The sequence below is a fragment of the Salipiger abyssi genome, assembly GCF_017311415.1.
Lineage (GTDB): Bacteria > Pseudomonadota > Alphaproteobacteria > Rhodobacterales > Rhodobacteraceae > Salipiger > Salipiger abyssi_A.
Genome location: NZ_JAEKIS010000011.1, coordinates 132,498 through 149,267 on the forward strand (window position 1 = coordinate 132,498; position 16,770 = coordinate 149,267).

Sequence of the window (16,770 nt, forward strand, 5' to 3'; positions counted from 1 at the left end):
CCCATGGCCCGGCTGACCACGCGGTTCTGGGTCGACGCCTATCTCGCGCGGCTGTCGTTCCAGAACATCCCTGCCTATGTGACCGCCCATGGCGACGACACCGCCGGCGCGGTGCTGGTGAAACTCGCCACGCTCGACGGCAGGGCGCGCGCCTTCACGCGCGGTTTCGACCTGATGTCGGGCGAACGGAAATGGACCGAGCTCGCCGCCGGTGACGAGCGCGAGGTCGATGCCTCGGTTGCGAAACAGCGCAGTTTCGACCCGGATCTCTGGGTGATCGAGGTTGAGGACCGGCAGGGCCGGCATCTGCTCGACGAGGACGGGCTGAGCTAACGCAGCACCGCCTCGATATGTGCCCAGACCGGCTGATCGGGGATGTGCAGGCGCAGCGCGTCGCCCAGATGCAGCGCGCCTGGGCGCTCGACCCAGGCCACCACCCCGCGCCGTCCCGCCGCCGCCGGCTTGAACCGCGCCCCGATGCCCGCATGCTCCTGCTCGATCTCGCGCCCGGGCAGCACGCAGGGGCGGTTTTCCATATCCACCGCCAGCGTCACCCCGTCCGGCCCCTGCAAGCGCGACGAGGGCGGGATATGCGAGAAATCCGGCAGCCCCTCGACCACCACCGTGGCGCCTAGCCATTCCGGCTCCAGCGTGGCGAGCCCCACGCGTTCGGCGATGGCGGCGATCTCCTCCATCGACATCATCGAGATCTGCCGGCTGTTGCGGATCATGGTGCCGCGCGGATGCTGCTTGAGCACGCGGCTGCACGAGGCGCGGGTGAGGCCCGAATGCCGCTCGCCCACCGGCCCCTCAAAGCCGAGCTCCAGCCGCTCGACCGCCTCCGAACGCAGCCCCTTGCCGGCCTCGGGCACGCGGCCCAGCCAGCGGATCGTGGCGTGAAAATCGGTGGGTTTCAGCGCGGGCATGGGCGGCATCTCCTCATCGTTCTGCGAACTCTGCGCAAAGCGCCGCGCGGCGCCAACCCGCATCGCGAGCATTAACGATTAAATTGCGGTGATCTCTGGAAAATCCGGGCGCCACGCCTCAGCGCGTGACGGTGAAGAACATCCGCCGGAACGGGAAGAGCACATGCCCGTTCGGCTGCACCGGATAGGCGCTGCTGATCACGTCCTCATAGGCCACGTCCAGCCGCGCCTGTTCCTCGGCGGAGAGCGGCGCCTTGATCGGGCGGGTGAAGGTCGCATCGGTAAAGCGCCGGACCGGATGCCCGGTGCCGTCGGGCGCCAGCTCCTGGTAATATTCGGTCTCCCAGAGCGAGACCTGCCCCAGCGGGCTCAGGATGCGGTGATATTCGGCGGGCAGCAGCACGCCGGGCAGCTTGCCGGTGTCGACGCGACCGGGAAAGAACTCCTCGGCCAGCGACAGCCAGAGCCGGTGCGAGGGCGCGTTGTTCTGATGCGGCACCTGCACCGCCAGCGTGCCGCCCGGCGCCAGCAGCCCGACGAGCTGCGGCAGCAGCGTCTCGTGACCGCGCAGCCATTGCAGCGTGGCGTTGGAAAAGATCAGCGCCGGCGGCGTTTCGGGGCGCCAGGTGGCGACATCCGCCTCGACAAGCGCGTCATAGGCGCCGGTCGCGCGCGCCTCCTCCAGCATGGCGGGGCTCAGATCGACGCCGGTCAGCCTGCGCCCGAGCTGTTTCAGCGCCGGTCCGACCGCACCGTTGCCGCAGCCCAGATCCACCACCTCGCCCTTGGGCAGCGGGCCGACGCTGCGCAACAGGTCGATGGCGGGGCGCAAACGAAGACCCCGGAATCTGCCATAGAGTCCGGGGTCCCAGTCGTTCTGCGATGTGCCGCTCATGCGGAGGGCTCAGGCTCCAGCCCGCCTTCACCGGCGGGTTTCGCCTTGGGCTTGGTCTTGGGAATGGCGGTGACGCTGGGCGTGTCGTCATCGGATTCCGTCCCGGCATCGTCGCCGGAATGCGGCGGCTCGCCGCGCATCACCCGCTTGATCTCCTCGCCGGTCAGGGTCTCGTATTCGAGCAGACCCTTGGCCAGACGCTCCCAGTCTTCCTGACGCTCGATCAGGATCTGGTAGGCGCGTTCATAGGCTTCCTGGATGAAGCGGCGCACCTCGTCCTCGATCAGCTCTTTGGTATGCGCCGAAACCGAGAGGCCGGCCGTGTTGCCCTGATAGCCCTCATGCGCTTCGGAATAGTCGATATTGCCGATCTTGTCCGACATGCCCCAGCGCAGCACCATGGCGCGCGCCAGCGCGCTGGCCTGCTGGATGTCGCCCGCCGGGCCGTTGGAGACATTGGGCTCGCCGTATTTGATGATCTCGGCGGCCTTGCCGGCCATGGTCATGGCGAGCTTTTCCTCGCACTCGGACTTGTGCCAGTTCAGCCGGTCGATCTCGGGCAGCGAAACCACCATGCCGAGCGCCCCGCCGCGCGGAATGATCGTCGCCTTGTAGACCGGGTCGCATTGCGGAAGGGTCAGCCCTACCACGGCGTGGCCGGCCTCGTGATAGGCAGTCTTTTCCTTCTGCTCGGGGGTCAGCACCATGGAGCGGCGTTCCGCGCCCATCATGACCTTGTCCTTGGCGTTCTCGAAATCTTCCATCGTGACAAAGCGGCGGCCCACACGCGCGGCCATCAGCGCTGCTTCGTTCACCAGATTGGCGAGATCCGCGCCCGAGAAACCGGGGGTGCCGCGCGCGATGATGCGCAGATCGACATCCGGACCCAGCGGGGTCTTGCGGGCATGCACGCCGAGGATCTTCTCGCGACCCTTGATATCGGGATTCGGCACGGTGACCTGACGGTCAAAACGACCGGGGCGCAGCAGCGCCGGGTCGAGCACGTCGCGGCGGTTGGTGGCCGCGACGATGATCACGCCCTCGTTGGCCTCGAACCCGTCCATCTCGACCAGAAGCTGGTTGAGGGTCTGTTCGCGCTCGTCATTGCCGCCGCCATAGCCCGAGCCACGGTTGCGGCCCACGGCGTCGATCTCGTCGATGAAGACGATACATGGGGCGTTTTTCTTGGCCTGCTCGAACATGTCGCGCACGCGGCTGGCGCCGACACCGACGAACATTTCCACGAAGTCGGAACCCGAAATGGTGAAGAAGGGCACGCCGGCCTCGCCCGCGATGGCGCGCGCGAGCAGCGTCTTACCGGTGCCCGGAGGGCCCACCAGCAGCGCACCCTTGGGGATCTTGCCGCCGAGGCGGGAGAATTTCTGCGGATTGCGGAGGAATTCGACGATCTCCTCCAGCTCTTCCTTGGCCTCATCGATGCCCGCGACATCGTCGAAAGTGACACGCCCGTGCTTTTCGGTCAGCAGCTTGGCCTTGGATTTGCCAAAGCCCATGGCGCCGCCTTTGCCGCCGCCCTGCATCCGGTTCATGAAGTAGATCCAGACGCCGATCAGCAGCAGGAAGGGCAGCAGGCTCAGCAGGAAGGCCTGGAAGCCCGATTGCTCCTGCGGATCGGCGCGCACGATCACGCCCTTGTCGATCAGCATGTCGGTGACCTGCGCGTCCTCGGGTTTGACCGTGACGAAATCGGTGCCGTCGCTGCTGCGGTAGCGGATCTGTTCGCCGTCGATCGTGACCGAGCTGACATTATTGTCATCCACGGCCTGAACGAAATCGGAATAGCTGATTTCGCGGCTCTGCAATGTGCTGCCGCCACCCGAGAACAGGTTGAACAGCGCCAGGATCAGAAGGAACAGGACCACCCAGAAGGCGATATTGCGTGCGTTGCCCAAGGAATGCCTCCAAACATGCGTCGCGCGCCCGGGCCCGGACGCGATGGTCCTAACATAAGGATCGGGCGCGCCGGTTCAATGCGAAAGAAGGAAGGATGGGAAACCCAATGCTTCCCGCCCCATGGGCCAGAGCGCCGTTGTCCCCCCCGGTCCGAGCCCCAGCGCGTCGCAGGCGACGAGCCTGTCGCCGTCCCAGATTGCGGGCAGCGCCCGCGCCACCGCATGGGCCGGGCCGGGCTCGCGTGCCTGCCCTGCCTGACGCCAGCCCTCCTCGCCGAGAGCCCGGATCTCGCAGCCGGCGAGATCCTCATGGAAAACCCGCCACTTGCCGTCCCAAAGCACCTGTGACGACACCGGCGCGCGCAGCTCGGCAACGGCGGCATATTCACGGAAAAAACGGATCTCCTCGCGCCCGGTGCGCGCTTCGCAGCCCAGCAGCGTGCCGACCCCGCCAGAGAGCAGCCGGTCGAGCAGCGCCTCGAGCGGCGCGGCGCGCGGGCGGTATTCCGCTGAGGCGATGAATTGCAGCGACGCGGCAAGCAGCCGCAGCTGGGTGTCGCGGTCGAGCGCTTCGAAACCGCTGCGTTCGAGGACCATCTCGCCTGTCGCCACGTCAAGATGCCCGCAGCTCGCCCAGGCCTCTGCCGCGCGCGCCTTCAGCGCATCGCGCGCCCGCGCCATCCGGCCCGCCGTAGCCGCCAGCCCCTCTGTATCGAGACCGTGGGGCGCAAGCTCTGCCAGCAGCCGGCGGATCCGGGCGCGGTCGTAGCGCGGATCCTCGTTGCTGGGATCCTCCACCCAGCGGCCCTTGAGCACACGCAGGTAGTGGCGCAGCTCTTCCCGCCCCATGTCGAGGCAGGGCCGGACGATCTCGAACCTCTGCGGATCGCCGCCCGCGGGCGGTCTGGCGCCGTCGATCTCTTCCGGCGCAAGCGCGCGCTGCGGTTCGGGCTGGTGGATCTGTCGCATCGGCGCCATGGCGGAAAGCCCATCGACGCCGGAGCCGCGCGCCAGCCGCATCAGGAAGGTCTCGGCCACGTCGTCGCGCGTATGCGCCAGCAGCACATGCCCGATGCGGCCGCGCCAGCGCCCGATCATGTCGAGCCGCCCGCGCCGCGCCGCATCCATCAGATTGCCCTGCCCGTCCCAGCGCCAGTGCAGCACCGCATGCGGATGGCCGAGCTCGGCGCAGGTCTGGCGCACCAGCGCGGCCTCACTGGCGGCCTCGGGGCGCAGCCCGTGATCCACGGTGACCACCCAGAGCGTCACACCCCAGGTATGGGTCCAGTTATGCGCCAACGTCAGCATCGCCATGCTGTCGCCGCCGCCCGAGACGGCGAGCACGATATCGGTTGGAAAATCGGGACCCAGCGCCGCGCCCATGGCATCGGCGAAACGCTGGTCGAGGCTGGGCGTCACGGGCAGTTGAGGCGGCTCCGCTCGGCCTGCGCCTCTGCCACCGCGTCGCTGCCGGGGTAACGCGCCGAAACCTCGGCCAGCGTGACGCAGGCCTCGTCGGTGCTGCCGAGCGCCCCCAGCGAGGCGCCCAGGCGCCACAGAGCCTCGGGGCCGGCCTCGCTTTCGGGATAGCCGGCATAGGCGTCGAGAAAACGGCGCGCGGCTTCGCGGGTGTTGCCCATCTCGCTCAGGGCGCGGCCCTCGCCGACCAGCGCCGAAGGCTCTAGCGGACTGCCGGGAAAGGTCTCGCGGAAGGCCGCAAACTGGTTCGCGGCGCCTTGAAAGTCACCGGAGGCGAGCGCCTCCTGCGCCCGCCGGTAGTCTGTCTGTTCGCCGATGGCGAGTTCCGCGCCGCCCGAGGGCAGCGTTTCGGGGGCCGGGCTCGGCGCGGGCGCCGGCGCGGACGAAGCGCTTTCGCCCCCCAGCAGCGGCGTGTCGCCCAGTGTGCCGATGTCGCAGGAGGGCTCCAGCTCGCAGAGGCGGAAGTTCAGATCGCCGATCCGGTTGCTGCCGTCGCTGACCACCCGGTCGATGCGGTGCTGCAATTCCTCGGTACGGGCGGTGAGGCGCTGAAGCTCGGCCTCGATGGTATTGACCCGGTCGAGCGTGCCGCCGCTGACCTGCACATCGCGCAGGCCGGTGGTGTTGAGCTCCTGCTTGAGCCGCAGCAGTTCCGTCGTCAGGACCGAAAGATCCTGACGGATATCGGCCAGCGTCTCGGTACTCTGCGCCTCGGCGCTGCTGACGACGGCGAGGCTCAGGCTCAGCGCGAGGGCGGCGAGGCGCATGCGCGTCAGCTCCCGAGACCCATCGAGATCACGGTGACCGCGCGCCGGTTCTTGGCGTAGCAGGCCTCTTCCGAGCAGATCTCGACCGGGCGCTCCTTGCCGTAGCTGACAAAACGCAGGCGGTTCGCGGCGACGCCCTTGGAGATAAGGTATTCCATCGTCGCATTGGCGCGGCGGGCGCCCAGCGCGATGTTGTATTCGCGGGTGCCCTGCTCGTCGGCATGGCCCTCGATCACCGCGAGGAAATCATTGTTGGTCATAAGCCATTGCGCCTGCGCGTCGAGCGTGGCGCGTGCCTCGGGGCTGAGCGTCGACTGGTCGACGGCAAAGAAGACCCGGTCGCCAACGGTCTGGCTGAAATAGGCCGGCGAGGCGGGGTCGTTGGCGCTGCCGGGCACGATGCCGCCATTGGCACCGGCACCGGCGCCGTAGCCCGCGCCGGCCTCACCGCCGAAGCGGTCGCCATTGGTACAGGCCGCGAGGCCAAGGGCGGCGGCGATGATCAGGGCCTTGGAGAGATATGTCATGAAGCTGTCCTGCTCGAAGATTGCCCGCAGGCTACCATAGGCTGCGGGGCTTGAAAATGCGGCGGAGCGGCAGAGATTTTTCGTCCGAAAAATCTCTCTGCCCCGGGTTCGGGCGCCGAAAAATCTTCGTACGAAGATTTTTCCGGGCACCGCGTGTCATTGCAGCGGCCCCCAGCTCGGATCCGAGGCGCCGTCGGGGGTGCGCACGCGGGTGAGTTTGCGCCCCGCCACATCCACCGTGTAGAGCGACGAGGTGCCCTGCGCGCCCTGGGTTTCGCGCGAGAACATAATCACCCGCCCGTTCGGCGCCCAGGTCGGCCCCTCGTCCAGCCGCGAGGCGGTCAGGAGCCGCTCTTCGCTGCCATCGGTGCGCATCACGCCGATATGGAACCGGCCCTGGTTCTGCTTGGTGAAGGCGATGAGATCACCGCGCGGCGACCAGACCGGCGTGCCGTAACGGCCCTGACCGAAGCTGATCCGCGTCGCCTCGCCGCCGCCGCTCGGCATCACATAGAGCTGCTGCGTGCCCGAGCGGTCGCTTTCAAAGACGATGCGGCTGCCATCCGGCGAAAAGCTTGGCGCAGTCTCGATGGCCGGCGTGAAGGTCAGCTGCTGGGTCGCGCCGCTGGCGATGTCGCGCATGTAGATATCGGTGTTCGACCCGGAGGTCACCGAATAGACCACCCGGCTACCATCCGGCGAAAAGCGCGGCGCAAAGCTCATGACACCGCCGCCCGATTGCAGGATCTGGCTCTGCACCGAGCCCACGTTCAGCACATGCACCCGGGGCTCGCCGGTCTCGTAGCTGGTATAGAGCACCCGGTCGCCATTGGGCGAGAAGCGCGGCGCCAGCACGATGGCGCGACTGTCGGTCAGGTACTGCACATTGGCGCCGTCGTAATCCATGATCGCCAGACGCTTGGCACGCTCGTCCTTGGGGCCGCTTTCCGACACGAACACCACCCGGCTATCGAAATAGCCGGTCTCGCCGGTCAGCCGCGAATAGACCTGATCGGCCACCTTATGCGCCAGCCGGCGCCAGCCGTCGGAGGTCGCGGCAAACTGCATGCCCTGCCCCAGCTCAGTGCCGGCGAACACGTCCCAGACGCGGAACTTCAACGTCACCCGTCCACCCTCTTCGGACACTGCGCCGGTCAGCAGCACCAGCGCGTTGATCGCTTTCCAGTCGGCGAACTGCACCGGGCTCTGGAACGAGGTGATGCGGCTGATATGCGCCTCGCGCGGGATCTCGCGAAAGAGCCCGGTGCCGGTGAGGTCGTCGGCCACCACCCGGGCGATCTGCTGCGCGTATTCCGACGCGCCCGGCGTCTCGGCGACGAAATCGGGCACCGCATAAGCCATGGGCTCGATCGTGCCCTCGGTGATCTCGATCCGAAGCGGACCGTTCTGGGCCTGCGCCGGGGCGGCAAGCGCAAGCGCCGTCACCACCGCCAGACACAGTGCGAGGATATGTTTCATGCCAGAGCTCTCCTTGCCGATCCTGCCTGCGCGTGTCGCGTCTTTGATCCGATGATAGCGCCCGGACAGGGCCCGGACAAAGATTTGCCCAGGATGCGATGGGCGGTTCCTTGCCGGTTGCGGGGTCATCGCAGCCTCATCTGCTCGGGGTTGAAGGTCATCTCAATCTGCTTCCATTGCTGGTATTTCTCCTGCGGAAGATCGTAGCCATTGCCCTGACAGCGCAGGATCGCCCGGCGGGCGGCCTGGAAGGCGGTCTCCGCCGCAGCGCCGCTGCCACCTTCGGACCCGAGCAGCCGCAGACTGGAGGCCACGACCTGACCGGTGGGCTCCATATCCATGCCGATCGTCACGGTCACACCAGCCGCCTCACTGCCCACATCCACGAGCCAGCAGCGCTGCACGGCGACGCGCAGCGCGTCCTGCTCGCCACGGGTCAGCGGCGGCCCGGAGGGCGCATCCGACGGCGCTTCGGCACTGCCGCCGCCCGCCAGCGCCTGGGCGATGGCATCGGCCACGGCGTCCTCCGTCGTGTCGGGCGTCTCGGGGGCCGACGCGGTCTCAGAAGGCTGCGATTGCGTCGTCTCCTCGGGTGCCTCCGGCTCCGGTGCGGGGCGCGCGGCGAGATCGCTCGGGCGGGTGCGCGGGCGCACCGAGCCCGGGGGCGCCGCCGCCGGTGTCTCGGCCTCGGTGACGATCTCGGTCGCGGTCTCTTCGGGCGCGGTGGCCTCCTGCTCTTCCTCCGCGACATCCGGGCTTTCGGCATCGGGCGTCGCGGCCTGCTGGGTCTCTTCGGCCTCGGTCACGTCGGGCTCGGGCGGCGCGACCGGTTCGGCGGCCACGCGCGGCGCCGGACGCGGCACAGGGCGTGGCGCGGTTTCCGGCGCAAAGACCTGCGGCACGGGCTCCGCCGCCGGAGGCACCGGTTCGGGAACGGGCTCCGGTTCCGGCGCGGGGGCCGGTACCGGGGTCGGCGCTGGTTCCGGTGCGGGCTCGGGCGCCGGAGGTTCCGGCTGCGGCTGTGGCTCCGGCGCTGGTGGCTCGGGTGCGGGCGCCGGGGCCGGTTCTGGCTGCGGTTCCGGTTCCGGCTCGGGCTGCGGCGCGGGGTCTGGCTCTGCCGTGGGCTCCGGCGCAGGCGGCGCGTCCGACTCCGGCGACACCTCGGGCGCCTGCGCGGCGCGGGTCATCGCGGCGAATTCCGCCTCCGAGATCACCGAGACATCGGCGACCTCGAATTCCGGCGGGTCCGGACGGAAGACGTTTCCGACCAGCAGCCACAGGATCACCAGGGCATGCACCCCGGCGGATATGAGAAAGCTCTTGCGCAATCAGGCCCCCTCAGCCGCCGTCCGCGCCGTCCATCGCCGGGCCGCCGCTGTCGGTCACGAGCCCGATCGAGGAAAACCCGCCGCGATTGAGCGCGCCCATCACCTGCGCCACGGTCTGATAGGGCACCGCCCCGTCAGCGCGCAGGAAGATACGGTCGTCGGCGCGTTCCACGGCGATGGCGCGCAGCCGGTTGATCAGCTCGTCCATCGGCACTTCGGTGGTCTGGATCATCACCACGCCCTCGGCGGTGATCGTCACCGCCAGCGGCTCCTCGGCCTCGGAGGGCAACGAGCTGGCCGCCGTCTTGGGCAGCTCGACCGGAACGCCGACGGTGAGCAGCGGCGCCGCCACCATGAAGATGATCAGCAGCACCAGCATCACGTCGACCATCGGCGTGACGTTGATCTCGGCCATGGGCTGGCTTCTCGCCCCGCCCCTGCGGCGTCTGCGGCCCCCGCCGCCTCCGCCCGATTTTACAACCCCGGCGCCCATGGATCAGGAATCTAGCTGGCGCGACAGGATGGTCGAGAACTCGTCGGCAAAGGCCTCGTAGCCCGCGATGACGCGATCAGCGTCCGCCGAGAGCTTGTTGTAGAAGATCACCGCCGGGATCGCCGCCACGAGACCCAGCGCCGTGGCAAAGAGCGCCTCGGCGATGCCGGGCGCCACCACGACCAGCGAGGTGTCCTGCTGCTGGGCGATCTCGATAAAGGCATGCATGATGCCCCAGACCGTGCCGAAGAGCCCGACGAAAGGCGCGGTCGAGCCGACCGTCGCCAGCACCGGCAGACCGCGCTGAAGCTCTTCGCTCTCCTTCTGGATCGCCACGTCCATCGAGCGGTCGATGCGGGCATGGGCGCCGGCGATCAGCCCGCCATCGTCGCGATGCGAGCGCCGCCATTCGGTCATGCCGGCAGCAAAGACGCGCTGCGCCCGGCCCTTGGGATCGGTGCCGATCTGATCGTAAAGCTCGTCCAGCGGCTCGCCGGACCAGAAGGCGCGGTCGAACTTGGCAGCCTCGCGCCGGGCCCGGCGATAGCTGACGATCTTTTCGAAAATGATCGCCCAGCCCCAGACCGAGGCCAGGACAAGCAACAGCATGACCAGCTTGACGGTGAGTGTGGCGCGCGCAAAGAGCCCCCACATGGAGAAATCGATCTCCTGCGCGAGCGCAAGGGTTTGTGGATCCATTAGCCTGCTCTTCCTCTCGGGCCTCTGTTATCGAGGCTCTCGTTAGCGGCGAATCTATCCCATTTGCAGGGGAAACGCCAACACATTGGCGTCATCGTGCCGCAGAACGCCGCCTTGGGCGGGGTTTTGCCTGCGCAGCGCCCGAAAGCGTCAGTGAACCCGCCGGCGCAGCTGCTCCGGCAACCGCGTGGGCTGACCGTCGAGATGCATCGCCACCAGCGTGACCTCGGCGGAGAACAGCACCTCGCCGTCGCGCAGCACCATCTGCGACAGCACCAGCCGCACGCCGCCGACCGAGCGCACCTCGGTCTGCACGCTCAGCGTGTCCTCGAACTGCGCCGGGGCGCGGAAATCCGCCTCGATCCGGCGCAGGACAAAGACCACGCCCTCGTTCTCGCGCATCGCGTTCTGGTCGATGCCGAGGCTGCGGACCCAGTCGGAGCGGGCGCGTTCGATGAATTTGAGGTAATTGGCGTGATAGACGATCCCCGCCATGTCGGTGTCTTCGTAATACACCTGTACCGGAAACTCATGCACCATGGGACGCGCTCCGCTTGCCTCGCGCCGCGACCCTAGGCGGCGCGCGAGCGGCATGCAACCCGGCCACCGGCGCCCTTTCCGCCGGCGGCGAAAGCGCTTAAGCCTCGGCACCATGATGACTGCCCTGATCCTCGCTGCGACGCTCGCCACCGGCGCGCTGCTGCTCTGGCCGCGCCTCGCGGGCGCGCCGCTCTGGCGCGCGGCGGTCACGCCGCTGGCCTCGATCATCGGCAGCGGCTTTCTGGTGCTGGGACCGATCCTCGATGCCTCCTATGGCGCCTGGGCGCCGCTGGTCATGGCGGCACTCTGCCTCGTGGCCTACGGGTTCGGCGCCACGATCCGCTTCAACATCGCCCGCCGCGCGGCAGAGGCGCCCCGGACGCAGACCGAAGAGCGGCTGGAGATCCTGGCCTCCTGGGCGCTGGCCTTCGCATACTTCATCTCGGTCGCCTATTACCTCAATCTCTTCGGCGCCTTCGGCATGCGGCTGACGCCCTGGAACGACGCGCTGCATGCGCGGCTGCTGACCAGCGCCATGCTGCTGACCATTCTGGTGATCGGCTGGACAAAGGGCTTTTCGGCGCTGGAGCGGCTGGAGCAGGTGAGCGTCGGGCTGAAGCTGGCGATCATCGCGGGGCTGCTGGCGGGGCTGATCTGGTTCTTTGCCGGCAAGGCGCAGGCCGGAGAGCTGCTGCTCAACCCCGCGACACAGACCAGCTGGGCCGGGCTGGCGCTTGCCTTCGGCCTCATCGTTACGGTTCAGGGGTTCGAGACCGCGCGCTATCTGGGGGCCGAATACGATCCGCCGACGCGGATCCGCGCGATGAAGATCGCGCAGGGGCTCTCGACGGCGATCTACATGATCTATGTGTTGCTCATCGCCTATGTCTTTGCGCCGGGCACCGAGGATCTGAGCGAGACCGCGATCATCGGTCTGATGGCGCTGGTGGCACCGGTGCTGCCGCTGATGCTGACGGCGGCGGCGCTGGCGGCACAGTTCAGCGCGGCGGTGGCCGATACCGGCGGCGCCGGCGGTCTGATCTCCGAGCTGACCGGCGGGCGGCTGCCGCAGCGGCTCTCCTATGCGCTGCTGGTGGGGTTCGGGCTGGCGCTGACCTGGGGGTTCGATGTGTTCGAGATCATCTCGCATGCCTCGCGCGCCTTTGCCGCCTATTATGCGATACAGGCAGGCATCGCCGGCCGGGGCGCCTTTGCGCAGGGGCGCCCGGCAATGGCGGCGGGGTTCGCGGCAATGGCGGCGCTGGGGCTGGCGATCACGGTGTTCGGCACACCGGTGGAGTGAAGTCTCGGGCGGCCGGAGCGGCGGGCAGGATTGCCCATCCTACTCTCGGAACTGCTCGCGTCGCATTCCCAGGCAAACGTGCGGGGTTGGCGTGAACGCCGATGAATCGCAACGGTGGTTCACGCGAGACTGCTCTAAGCAGACGGCCGGTGAGGCCCCGGATCAGGTCCGGGGCGGGTGTGGCGGGATCCGTAGGGTGGGCAATCTGCCCACCATTCCTCATGACCGCATCTTACCGCTTCAAGCTCACCGCCGGTTGCGCAACCAGGCCAGCCGAACGAAACCGCGCTCGACCAGCGCCATGGCGGGCGCCCGCTGCCCCGCCGAGCGGATCGAGAGATCGGTGTCCATGAGCATCCCCAGCGCTGCCTCCAGCCCGTCGGCGGACCAGCCCTGCGCCTGACGCAGCATGCGGTCGCGGCGCGGCCCAAAGAGCGGCGGGCGCAGCTTTTGCAGCCCCGCCTGCGGCCCGCCCGGCGACGAGGCCAGCGCGTACAGCACCCGGAAATGCCGCATCGCCATAATCAGCAGCGTGACCGGCGTGACGCCCTGCCCCTCCAGCCGCTGCACCAGCGGGCCGATCTCGGCGCTGCGGCCCTCGGCCACCACATTCAGCACGTCGTCGAGCTCGGCCTCGATGGAAGCCGGCGCACAGGCGGCGACCTCCTCGGGCGTCAGCGGTGCCGGATCGTCGAGCTTGTAGAGCGCCAGTTTCTCCAGAACCTGCCGGAAATCGCCCGGCTCCAGCGCCCTCCCCAGCGCCTCCAGCGCGTCGAAGGCGGCGCGGTCGATCTGCTCCAGCCCGGCCTTGCTCAGCGCCGCCTCGATCTCCTCGCGGCCCGGAGGGTCGGAATAGATGCCGATGGCCAGCGCGTTGCGGTGCCCCTCGAAGAGCTTGCGCAGCTTCGATCTCGCCGCAAGCTGCCCGGCGGTCACGATCACCTGCGCATCGCCCTCGCGCCAGTCCTCCAGCGCGCGCGAGACGATATCGGCGAGCCCGTCGCCTGCTTCCTCGACAAAGGCCACGCGGGGCCCCGGGAAAAACCCCTGCGCCTTGATCGCGTCGAGCAGCATGGCCGGATCGCGGCGCAGCTCGGCGCCGGAGATCCGGGTGAGCCGCATCTCGGCCTCGCCCTCGGGGCCGACCAGCGCGGCGATGACTTCCTGCCGGCGATGCGCCACGCGCATCGCGTCCTCGCCATAGAGCAGCACGCCGGCGCGCGTCGGATCCGGCTTGCGGAAAAAGGCCTGTGCGTCGCGGCCCGTCAGCTTCATTGCGGCAGCGTATCCGCGTCGAGCAGCAGCCGGTCGATGACCTGATCGGCGAGAATCACCATCAGCCGCCGCTTGGCGTCGCGCTCGGCGGCCTGGGTGGCGGCGGTGGAACCGGTGGCGGAGTAGGAGGTGAAGGCATCGGTGCGCCCGGCAATCAGCGCCTCTTCGCTGCCCGTGGGGCTCAGCACGTAATCGGCGCGGCCGGTCAGCCGGTAGCGCGTTGTCTGCCCGTCGGCGAGCGAGCCGAGCCCGGTCACCCCGGTGGAAATGCTCACATCCAGCGCATAGGGCCCGGCCCCACGGCCCAGCCGCTCTTCGAAGCGGGCGTTGAAATCATAGTCGTAGCGGTCGGCGGGCTCGGACAGCGCCACCGCGTTCAGCAACGCGCCGCCACCGCCCTGCGGCCCGTAGACCGGGGTGAAGCCGCAGCCGGCGAGGGCTGCGAGCGAGAGAAGCAGGGTTCTGCGATCAGGCAACCACATTGACGATCCGGCCCGGTACGACGATCAGCTTTTTCGGTGCGGCCCCGTTCAGGGTCCGCTCCACAGCTTCATGCGCCAGCACCAGTTTTTCAACCTCTTCCTTGGGCATGTCCTTGGGCACGGTCAGCTCGCCGCGCCGCTTGCCATTGACCTGGATCGGCAGGGTCACCGTATCCTCGACGAGCATGGCCTCGTCGGCCACCGGCCAGTGCGCATCGGCAATCAGCCCCTCGCCGCCCAGCATCTGCCAGATCTCTTCGGAGAGGTGCGGTGTCATCGGCGACATGAGTTGCGCCAAGACCTTTGCCGCCTCGCGCTTCACCGCCGTGCCGGCACGCGACTTGGTGAGCGCATTGGTGAAGGCGTAGAGCCGGGCGATGGCGGCGTTGAAGCCGAAGCTCTCGATGCCCAGCGTCACGTCGTGGATGCTCTTGTGCATCTCGCGCAGCAGCGCCTCGTCCTCTTGCGTCGCGGGCACATCGGCCTCGGCGATCTCGGCGCAGGCGCGATAGACGCGCGCGAGGTGCTTGCTGGCGGCCTCGGCGCCGGCGGCGGTCCATTCCACGTCGCGCTCGGGCGGGCTGTCGCTCAGCACGAACCAGCGCGCGGTATCGGCGCCGTACTGGCCAATGATCGCCACCGGGTCGACCACGTTGTTCTTGGATTTCGACATCTTGGCCGAGGGGATGATCTCCACCTCGGTGCCGTCCTCCAGATAGCCCTTGCCGTCCCGCAGCTCGACCGCCTCGGGGTAGTGATAGACCGGGCGGCCCTTGGCATCCTTGGTCTGGTAGATCGCGTGGGTCACCATGCCCTGGGTGAAGAGCGCGTTGAACGGCTCCTTGCATTTCTCCGGCAGGTGGCCGGTGATGTACATGGCGCGTGCGAAGAAGCGCGAATAGAGCAGGTGCAGGATCGCGTGTTCGATGCCGCCGATATACTGGTCGACATTCATCCAGTATTCGGCCTCTTCCATGACGGTGGGCGTCTCGGCGTCCGGCGCGGTGAAGCGGGCGAAATACCAGCTCGAATCCACGAAGGTGTCCATCGTGTCGGTCTCGCGCTTGGCCGGTGCGCCGCATTGCGGGCAGGCGCAGTCGCGCCAGCTCGGGTGCCGGTCGAGCGGGTTGCCGGGCACCGAGAAGTCGATGGGCTTGCCGCCCTCGTCATAGGGGAGCTGGATGGGGAGGTTTTCTTTCTTCTCCGGCACCACGCCGCAGCTTTCGCAATGCACAACCGGGATCGGGCAGCCCCAGTAGCGCTGCCGCGACAGGCCCCAGTCGCGCAGGCGGTATTTGGTGACGCCGTGACCGACGCCATTGGCCTCGCAGAAATCAATCGCGGCTTCTACAGCACGTTCGCCAGTTTGGATTTCTTCGCCTGCGAAGCCTCGTAGATAGAGGACTTCTTCGCTCTTTTGGGGTACAAACGCTGTAGAAACGATCCGCTCGTAAAGCTCATAGGTCGGCGGAAACTGCTCATTTGGGTCGCGAATCTCCTTTTCATACCAGCTAGACTTTTCGAAAAGTTCGTCTGGCAAGTCGTGTTCACGGGCAGCCTCTGGAATACCAAACACTTGGTGGACCGGCAGATTGTATTTTCGGGCAAAATCCAAATCCCGCTGGTCATGCGCCGGGCAGCCGAAAATCGCGCCGGTGCCGTAATCCATCAGGATGAAGTTCGCGATATAGACCGGCAGCTCGACCGCCGTGTCGAACGGGTGGCGCACGGTGATGCCGGTGTTGAGGCCGCGCTTCTCGGCCTTTTCCAGCTCTTCCTCCGACGTGCCCATGCGGCGGCATTCGGCAACGAACTCCGCCACGTCCGCGTTGTCGCGCTCCAGGTGTTTCACCAGCGGATGATCGGGCGAGATGCCGACAAAGCTCGCGCCCATGAGCGTGTCTGGGCGGGTGGTGTAGACCTCGATCCGGTCGAACCCGTCCGGCGCATCGACGGTGGAGAAGGCGAATTGCAGCCCGCGCGAGCGGCCGATCCAGTTGGCCTGCATCAGCTTGACCTTGGCGGGCCAGTCGTCGAGCCCGTCGAGCGCATCCAGCAGCTCGCCCGAGAAATCCGAGATTTTGAAGAACCACTGGGTGAGTTCCTTGCGCTCGACAAGCGCGCCTGAGCGCCAGCCGCGCCCGTTCTCGACCTGTTCGTTGGCCAGCACGGTCATGTCGACCGGATCCCAGTTCACCACGGCATTCTTGCGGTAGACCAGCCCGGCATGCAGGAAATCGAGGAACAGCGCCTGCTGCTGGCCGTAGTAATCCGGATCGCAGGTGGCGAACATGCGCGACCAGTCGAGCCCGAAGCCCAGCGGCTTCATCTGCTCGACCATGGTGTCGATATTGGAATAGGTCCAGTCCTTGGGGTGACCGCCCGAGGCCATGGCGGCGTTTTCGGCGGGCATGCCGAAGGCGTCGAACCCCATCGGATGCAGCACGTTGAAGCCGTTCTGCTTTTTATAGCGCGCGATGACGTCGCCCATGGTGTAGTTGCGCACATGGCCGATATGGATGCGCCCCGAGGGATAGGGGAACATTTCCAGCACGTAGTATTTCGGCTTATCGGCGGTGCGGGTCGCCTTGAAGGTCAGGGCCTTGTCCCAGGCGGCCTGCCATTTCGGCTCGATTGCGGCGGGGTCGTAACGCGACATCAGGT

Annotated in this window: 16 protein-coding genes; 2 read left to right on the forward strand and 14 right to left on the reverse strand. The window is 67.6% G+C overall.

Translation table 11 applies throughout. The features are described from left to right. Positions 1–3 precede the first annotated feature (3 nt). On the forward strand, positions 4–333 hold the full coding sequence (locus I6N89_RS16020) for a DUF1491 family protein (protein ID WP_207019422.1): 330 nt from the start codon (positions 4–6) through the stop codon (positions 331–333). On the opposite strand, the gene I6N89_RS16025 is transcribed toward I6N89_RS16020, so the two are convergent. The 11 genes from I6N89_RS16025 to ybgC form a co-directional block, all read right to left on the reverse strand. Then, positions 330–926, reverse strand: a complete 597-nt coding sequence (locus I6N89_RS16025) for an MOSC domain-containing protein (RefSeq protein WP_207019423.1) — start codon at positions 924–926, stop codon at positions 330–332. The two genes, I6N89_RS16020 and I6N89_RS16025, sit on opposite strands and share 4 nt — an antisense overlap. A 118-nt stretch (positions 927–1,044) precedes the next feature. After that, complete coding sequence (locus I6N89_RS16030; RefSeq protein WP_207019424.1) at positions 1,045–1,821, reverse strand: methyltransferase domain-containing protein; 777 nt, start codon at positions 1,819–1,821, stop codon at positions 1,045–1,047. Beyond that, the gene (ftsH, locus tag I6N89_RS16035; RefSeq protein WP_207019425.1) at positions 1,818–3,734 is read right to left on the reverse strand and encodes an ATP-dependent zinc metalloprotease FtsH; all 1,917 of its coding nucleotides are present in this window, start codon (positions 3,732–3,734) and stop codon (positions 1,818–1,820) included. The genes I6N89_RS16030 and ftsH overlap by 4 nt, the downstream gene beginning before the upstream one ends. 75 nt (positions 3,735–3,809) lie before the next feature. Further along, positions 3,810–5,153 carry a tRNA lysidine(34) synthetase TilS gene (gene tilS, locus I6N89_RS16040; RefSeq protein ID WP_328805894.1) on the reverse strand — a complete coding sequence of 448 codons (1,344 nt, stop codon included), beginning with the start codon at positions 5,151–5,153 and terminating at the stop codon, positions 3,810–3,812. Continuing rightward, the gene (gene ybgF, locus I6N89_RS16045; RefSeq protein WP_207019426.1) at positions 5,150–5,980 is read right to left on the reverse strand and encodes a tol-pal system protein YbgF; all 831 of its coding nucleotides are present in this window, start codon (positions 5,978–5,980) and stop codon (positions 5,150–5,152) included. Before ybgF ends, tilS begins: the two co-directional genes overlap by 4 nt. A 5-nt stretch (positions 5,981–5,985) precedes the next feature. Beyond that, positions 5,986–6,507 carry a peptidoglycan-associated lipoprotein Pal gene (pal, locus tag I6N89_RS16050; protein ID WP_207019427.1) on the reverse strand — a complete coding sequence of 174 codons (522 nt, stop codon included), beginning with the start codon at positions 6,505–6,507 and terminating at the stop codon, positions 5,986–5,988. Positions 6,508–6,663: 156 nt separating this feature from the next. Beyond that, positions 6,664–7,986 carry a Tol-Pal system beta propeller repeat protein TolB gene (gene tolB, locus I6N89_RS16055; protein ID WP_207019428.1) on the reverse strand — a complete coding sequence of 441 codons (1,323 nt, stop codon included), beginning with the start codon at positions 7,984–7,986 and terminating at the stop codon, positions 6,664–6,666. 125 nt (positions 7,987–8,111) lie between these two features. Further along, positions 8,112–9,314 carry a cell envelope biogenesis protein TolA gene (locus I6N89_RS16060; protein WP_207019429.1) on the reverse strand — a complete coding sequence of 401 codons (1,203 nt, stop codon included), beginning with the start codon at positions 9,312–9,314 and terminating at the stop codon, positions 8,112–8,114. A 10-nt stretch (positions 9,315–9,324) separates the two neighbouring features. Further along, positions 9,325–9,807, reverse strand: a complete 483-nt coding sequence (gene tolR / locus I6N89_RS16065; RefSeq protein WP_207019430.1) for a protein TolR — start codon at positions 9,805–9,807, stop codon at positions 9,325–9,327. Between the two features lie 3 nt (positions 9,808–9,810). After that, positions 9,811–10,506: a protein TolQ gene (tolQ, locus tag I6N89_RS16070; protein WP_207019431.1), complete on the reverse strand. Its 696-nt coding sequence runs from the start codon at positions 10,504–10,506 to the stop codon at positions 9,811–9,813. A 150-nt stretch (positions 10,507–10,656) separates the two neighbouring features. After that, positions 10,657–11,046, reverse strand: coding sequence for a tol-pal system-associated acyl-CoA thioesterase (gene ybgC / locus I6N89_RS16075; protein ID WP_207019432.1), 390 nt, complete (start codon positions 11,044–11,046; stop codon positions 10,657–10,659). Between the two features lie 112 nt (positions 11,047–11,158). On the opposite strand from ybgC, the gene I6N89_RS16080 reads away from it, so the two are divergent. Then, positions 11,159–12,349 (forward strand): hypothetical protein, encoded by a 1,191-nt coding sequence (locus I6N89_RS16080; RefSeq protein ID WP_207019433.1) that lies wholly within the window; start codon positions 11,159–11,161, stop codon positions 12,347–12,349. Between the two features lie 246 nt (positions 12,350–12,595). Here I6N89_RS16080 and holA read toward each other — a convergent pair whose 3' ends face one another. The 3 genes from holA to leuS are packed head-to-tail and all read right to left on the reverse strand — an operon-like array spanning position 12,596 to position 16,765. Further along, positions 12,596–13,624: a DNA polymerase III subunit delta gene (gene holA, locus I6N89_RS16085; protein WP_207019434.1), complete on the reverse strand. Its 1,029-nt coding sequence runs from the start codon at positions 13,622–13,624 to the stop codon at positions 12,596–12,598. Then, positions 13,621–14,106: an LPS assembly lipoprotein LptE gene (gene lptE / locus I6N89_RS16090; protein ID WP_207019435.1), complete on the reverse strand. Its 486-nt coding sequence runs from the start codon at positions 14,104–14,106 to the stop codon at positions 13,621–13,623. Before lptE ends, holA begins: the two co-directional genes overlap by 4 nt. Next, positions 14,093–16,765 (reverse strand): leucine--tRNA ligase, encoded by a 2,673-nt coding sequence (gene leuS / locus I6N89_RS16095; RefSeq protein ID WP_207019436.1) that lies wholly within the window; start codon positions 16,763–16,765, stop codon positions 14,093–14,095. Before leuS ends, lptE begins: the two co-directional genes overlap by 14 nt. Positions 16,766–16,770 lie beyond the last annotated feature (5 nt).

What these genes read in the sequence shown, in the direction of transcription:
- I6N89_RS16020 (WP_207019422.1), top strand. Translation starts at nt 4, where the DNA reads ATGGCCCGGCTGACCACGCGGTTCTGGGTCGACGCCTATCTCGCGCGG.
- I6N89_RS16025 (WP_207019423.1), bottom strand. Translation starts at nt 926, where the DNA reads ATGCCCGCGCTGAAACCCACCGATTTTCACGCCACGATCCGCTGGCTG.
- I6N89_RS16030 (WP_207019424.1), bottom strand. Translation starts at nt 1,821, where the DNA reads ATGAGCGGCACATCGCAGAACGACTGGGACCCCGGACTCTATGGCAGA.
- ybgF (WP_207019426.1), bottom strand. Translation starts at nt 5,980, where the DNA reads ATGCGCCTCGCCGCCCTCGCGCTGAGCCTGAGCCTCGCCGTCGTCAGC.
- pal (WP_207019427.1), bottom strand. Translation starts at nt 6,507, where the DNA reads ATGACATATCTCTCCAAGGCCCTGATCATCGCCGCCGCCCTTGGCCTC.
- tolB (WP_207019428.1), bottom strand. Translation starts at nt 7,986, where the DNA reads ATGAAACATATCCTCGCACTGTGTCTGGCGGTGGTGACGGCGCTTGCG.
- tolR (WP_207019430.1), bottom strand. Translation starts at nt 9,807, where the DNA reads ATGGGCGCCGGGGTTGTAAAATCGGGCGGAGGCGGCGGGGGCCGCAGA.
- tolQ (WP_207019431.1), bottom strand. Translation starts at nt 10,506, where the DNA reads ATGGATCCACAAACCCTTGCGCTCGCGCAGGAGATCGATTTCTCCATG.
- ybgC (WP_207019432.1), bottom strand. Translation starts at nt 11,046, where the DNA reads ATGGTGCATGAGTTTCCGGTACAGGTGTATTACGAAGACACCGACATG.
- I6N89_RS16080 (WP_207019433.1), top strand. Translation starts at nt 11,159, where the DNA reads ATGATGACTGCCCTGATCCTCGCTGCGACGCTCGCCACCGGCGCGCTG.
- holA (WP_207019434.1), bottom strand. Translation starts at nt 13,624, where the DNA reads ATGAAGCTGACGGGCCGCGACGCACAGGCCTTTTTCCGCAAGCCGGAT.
- lptE (WP_207019435.1), bottom strand. Translation starts at nt 14,106, where the DNA reads ATGTGGTTGCCTGATCGCAGAACCCTGCTTCTCTCGCTCGCAGCCCTC.
- leuS (WP_207019436.1), bottom strand. Translation starts at nt 16,765, where the DNA reads ATGTCGCGTTACGACCCCGCCGCAATCGAGCCGAAATGGCAGGCCGCC.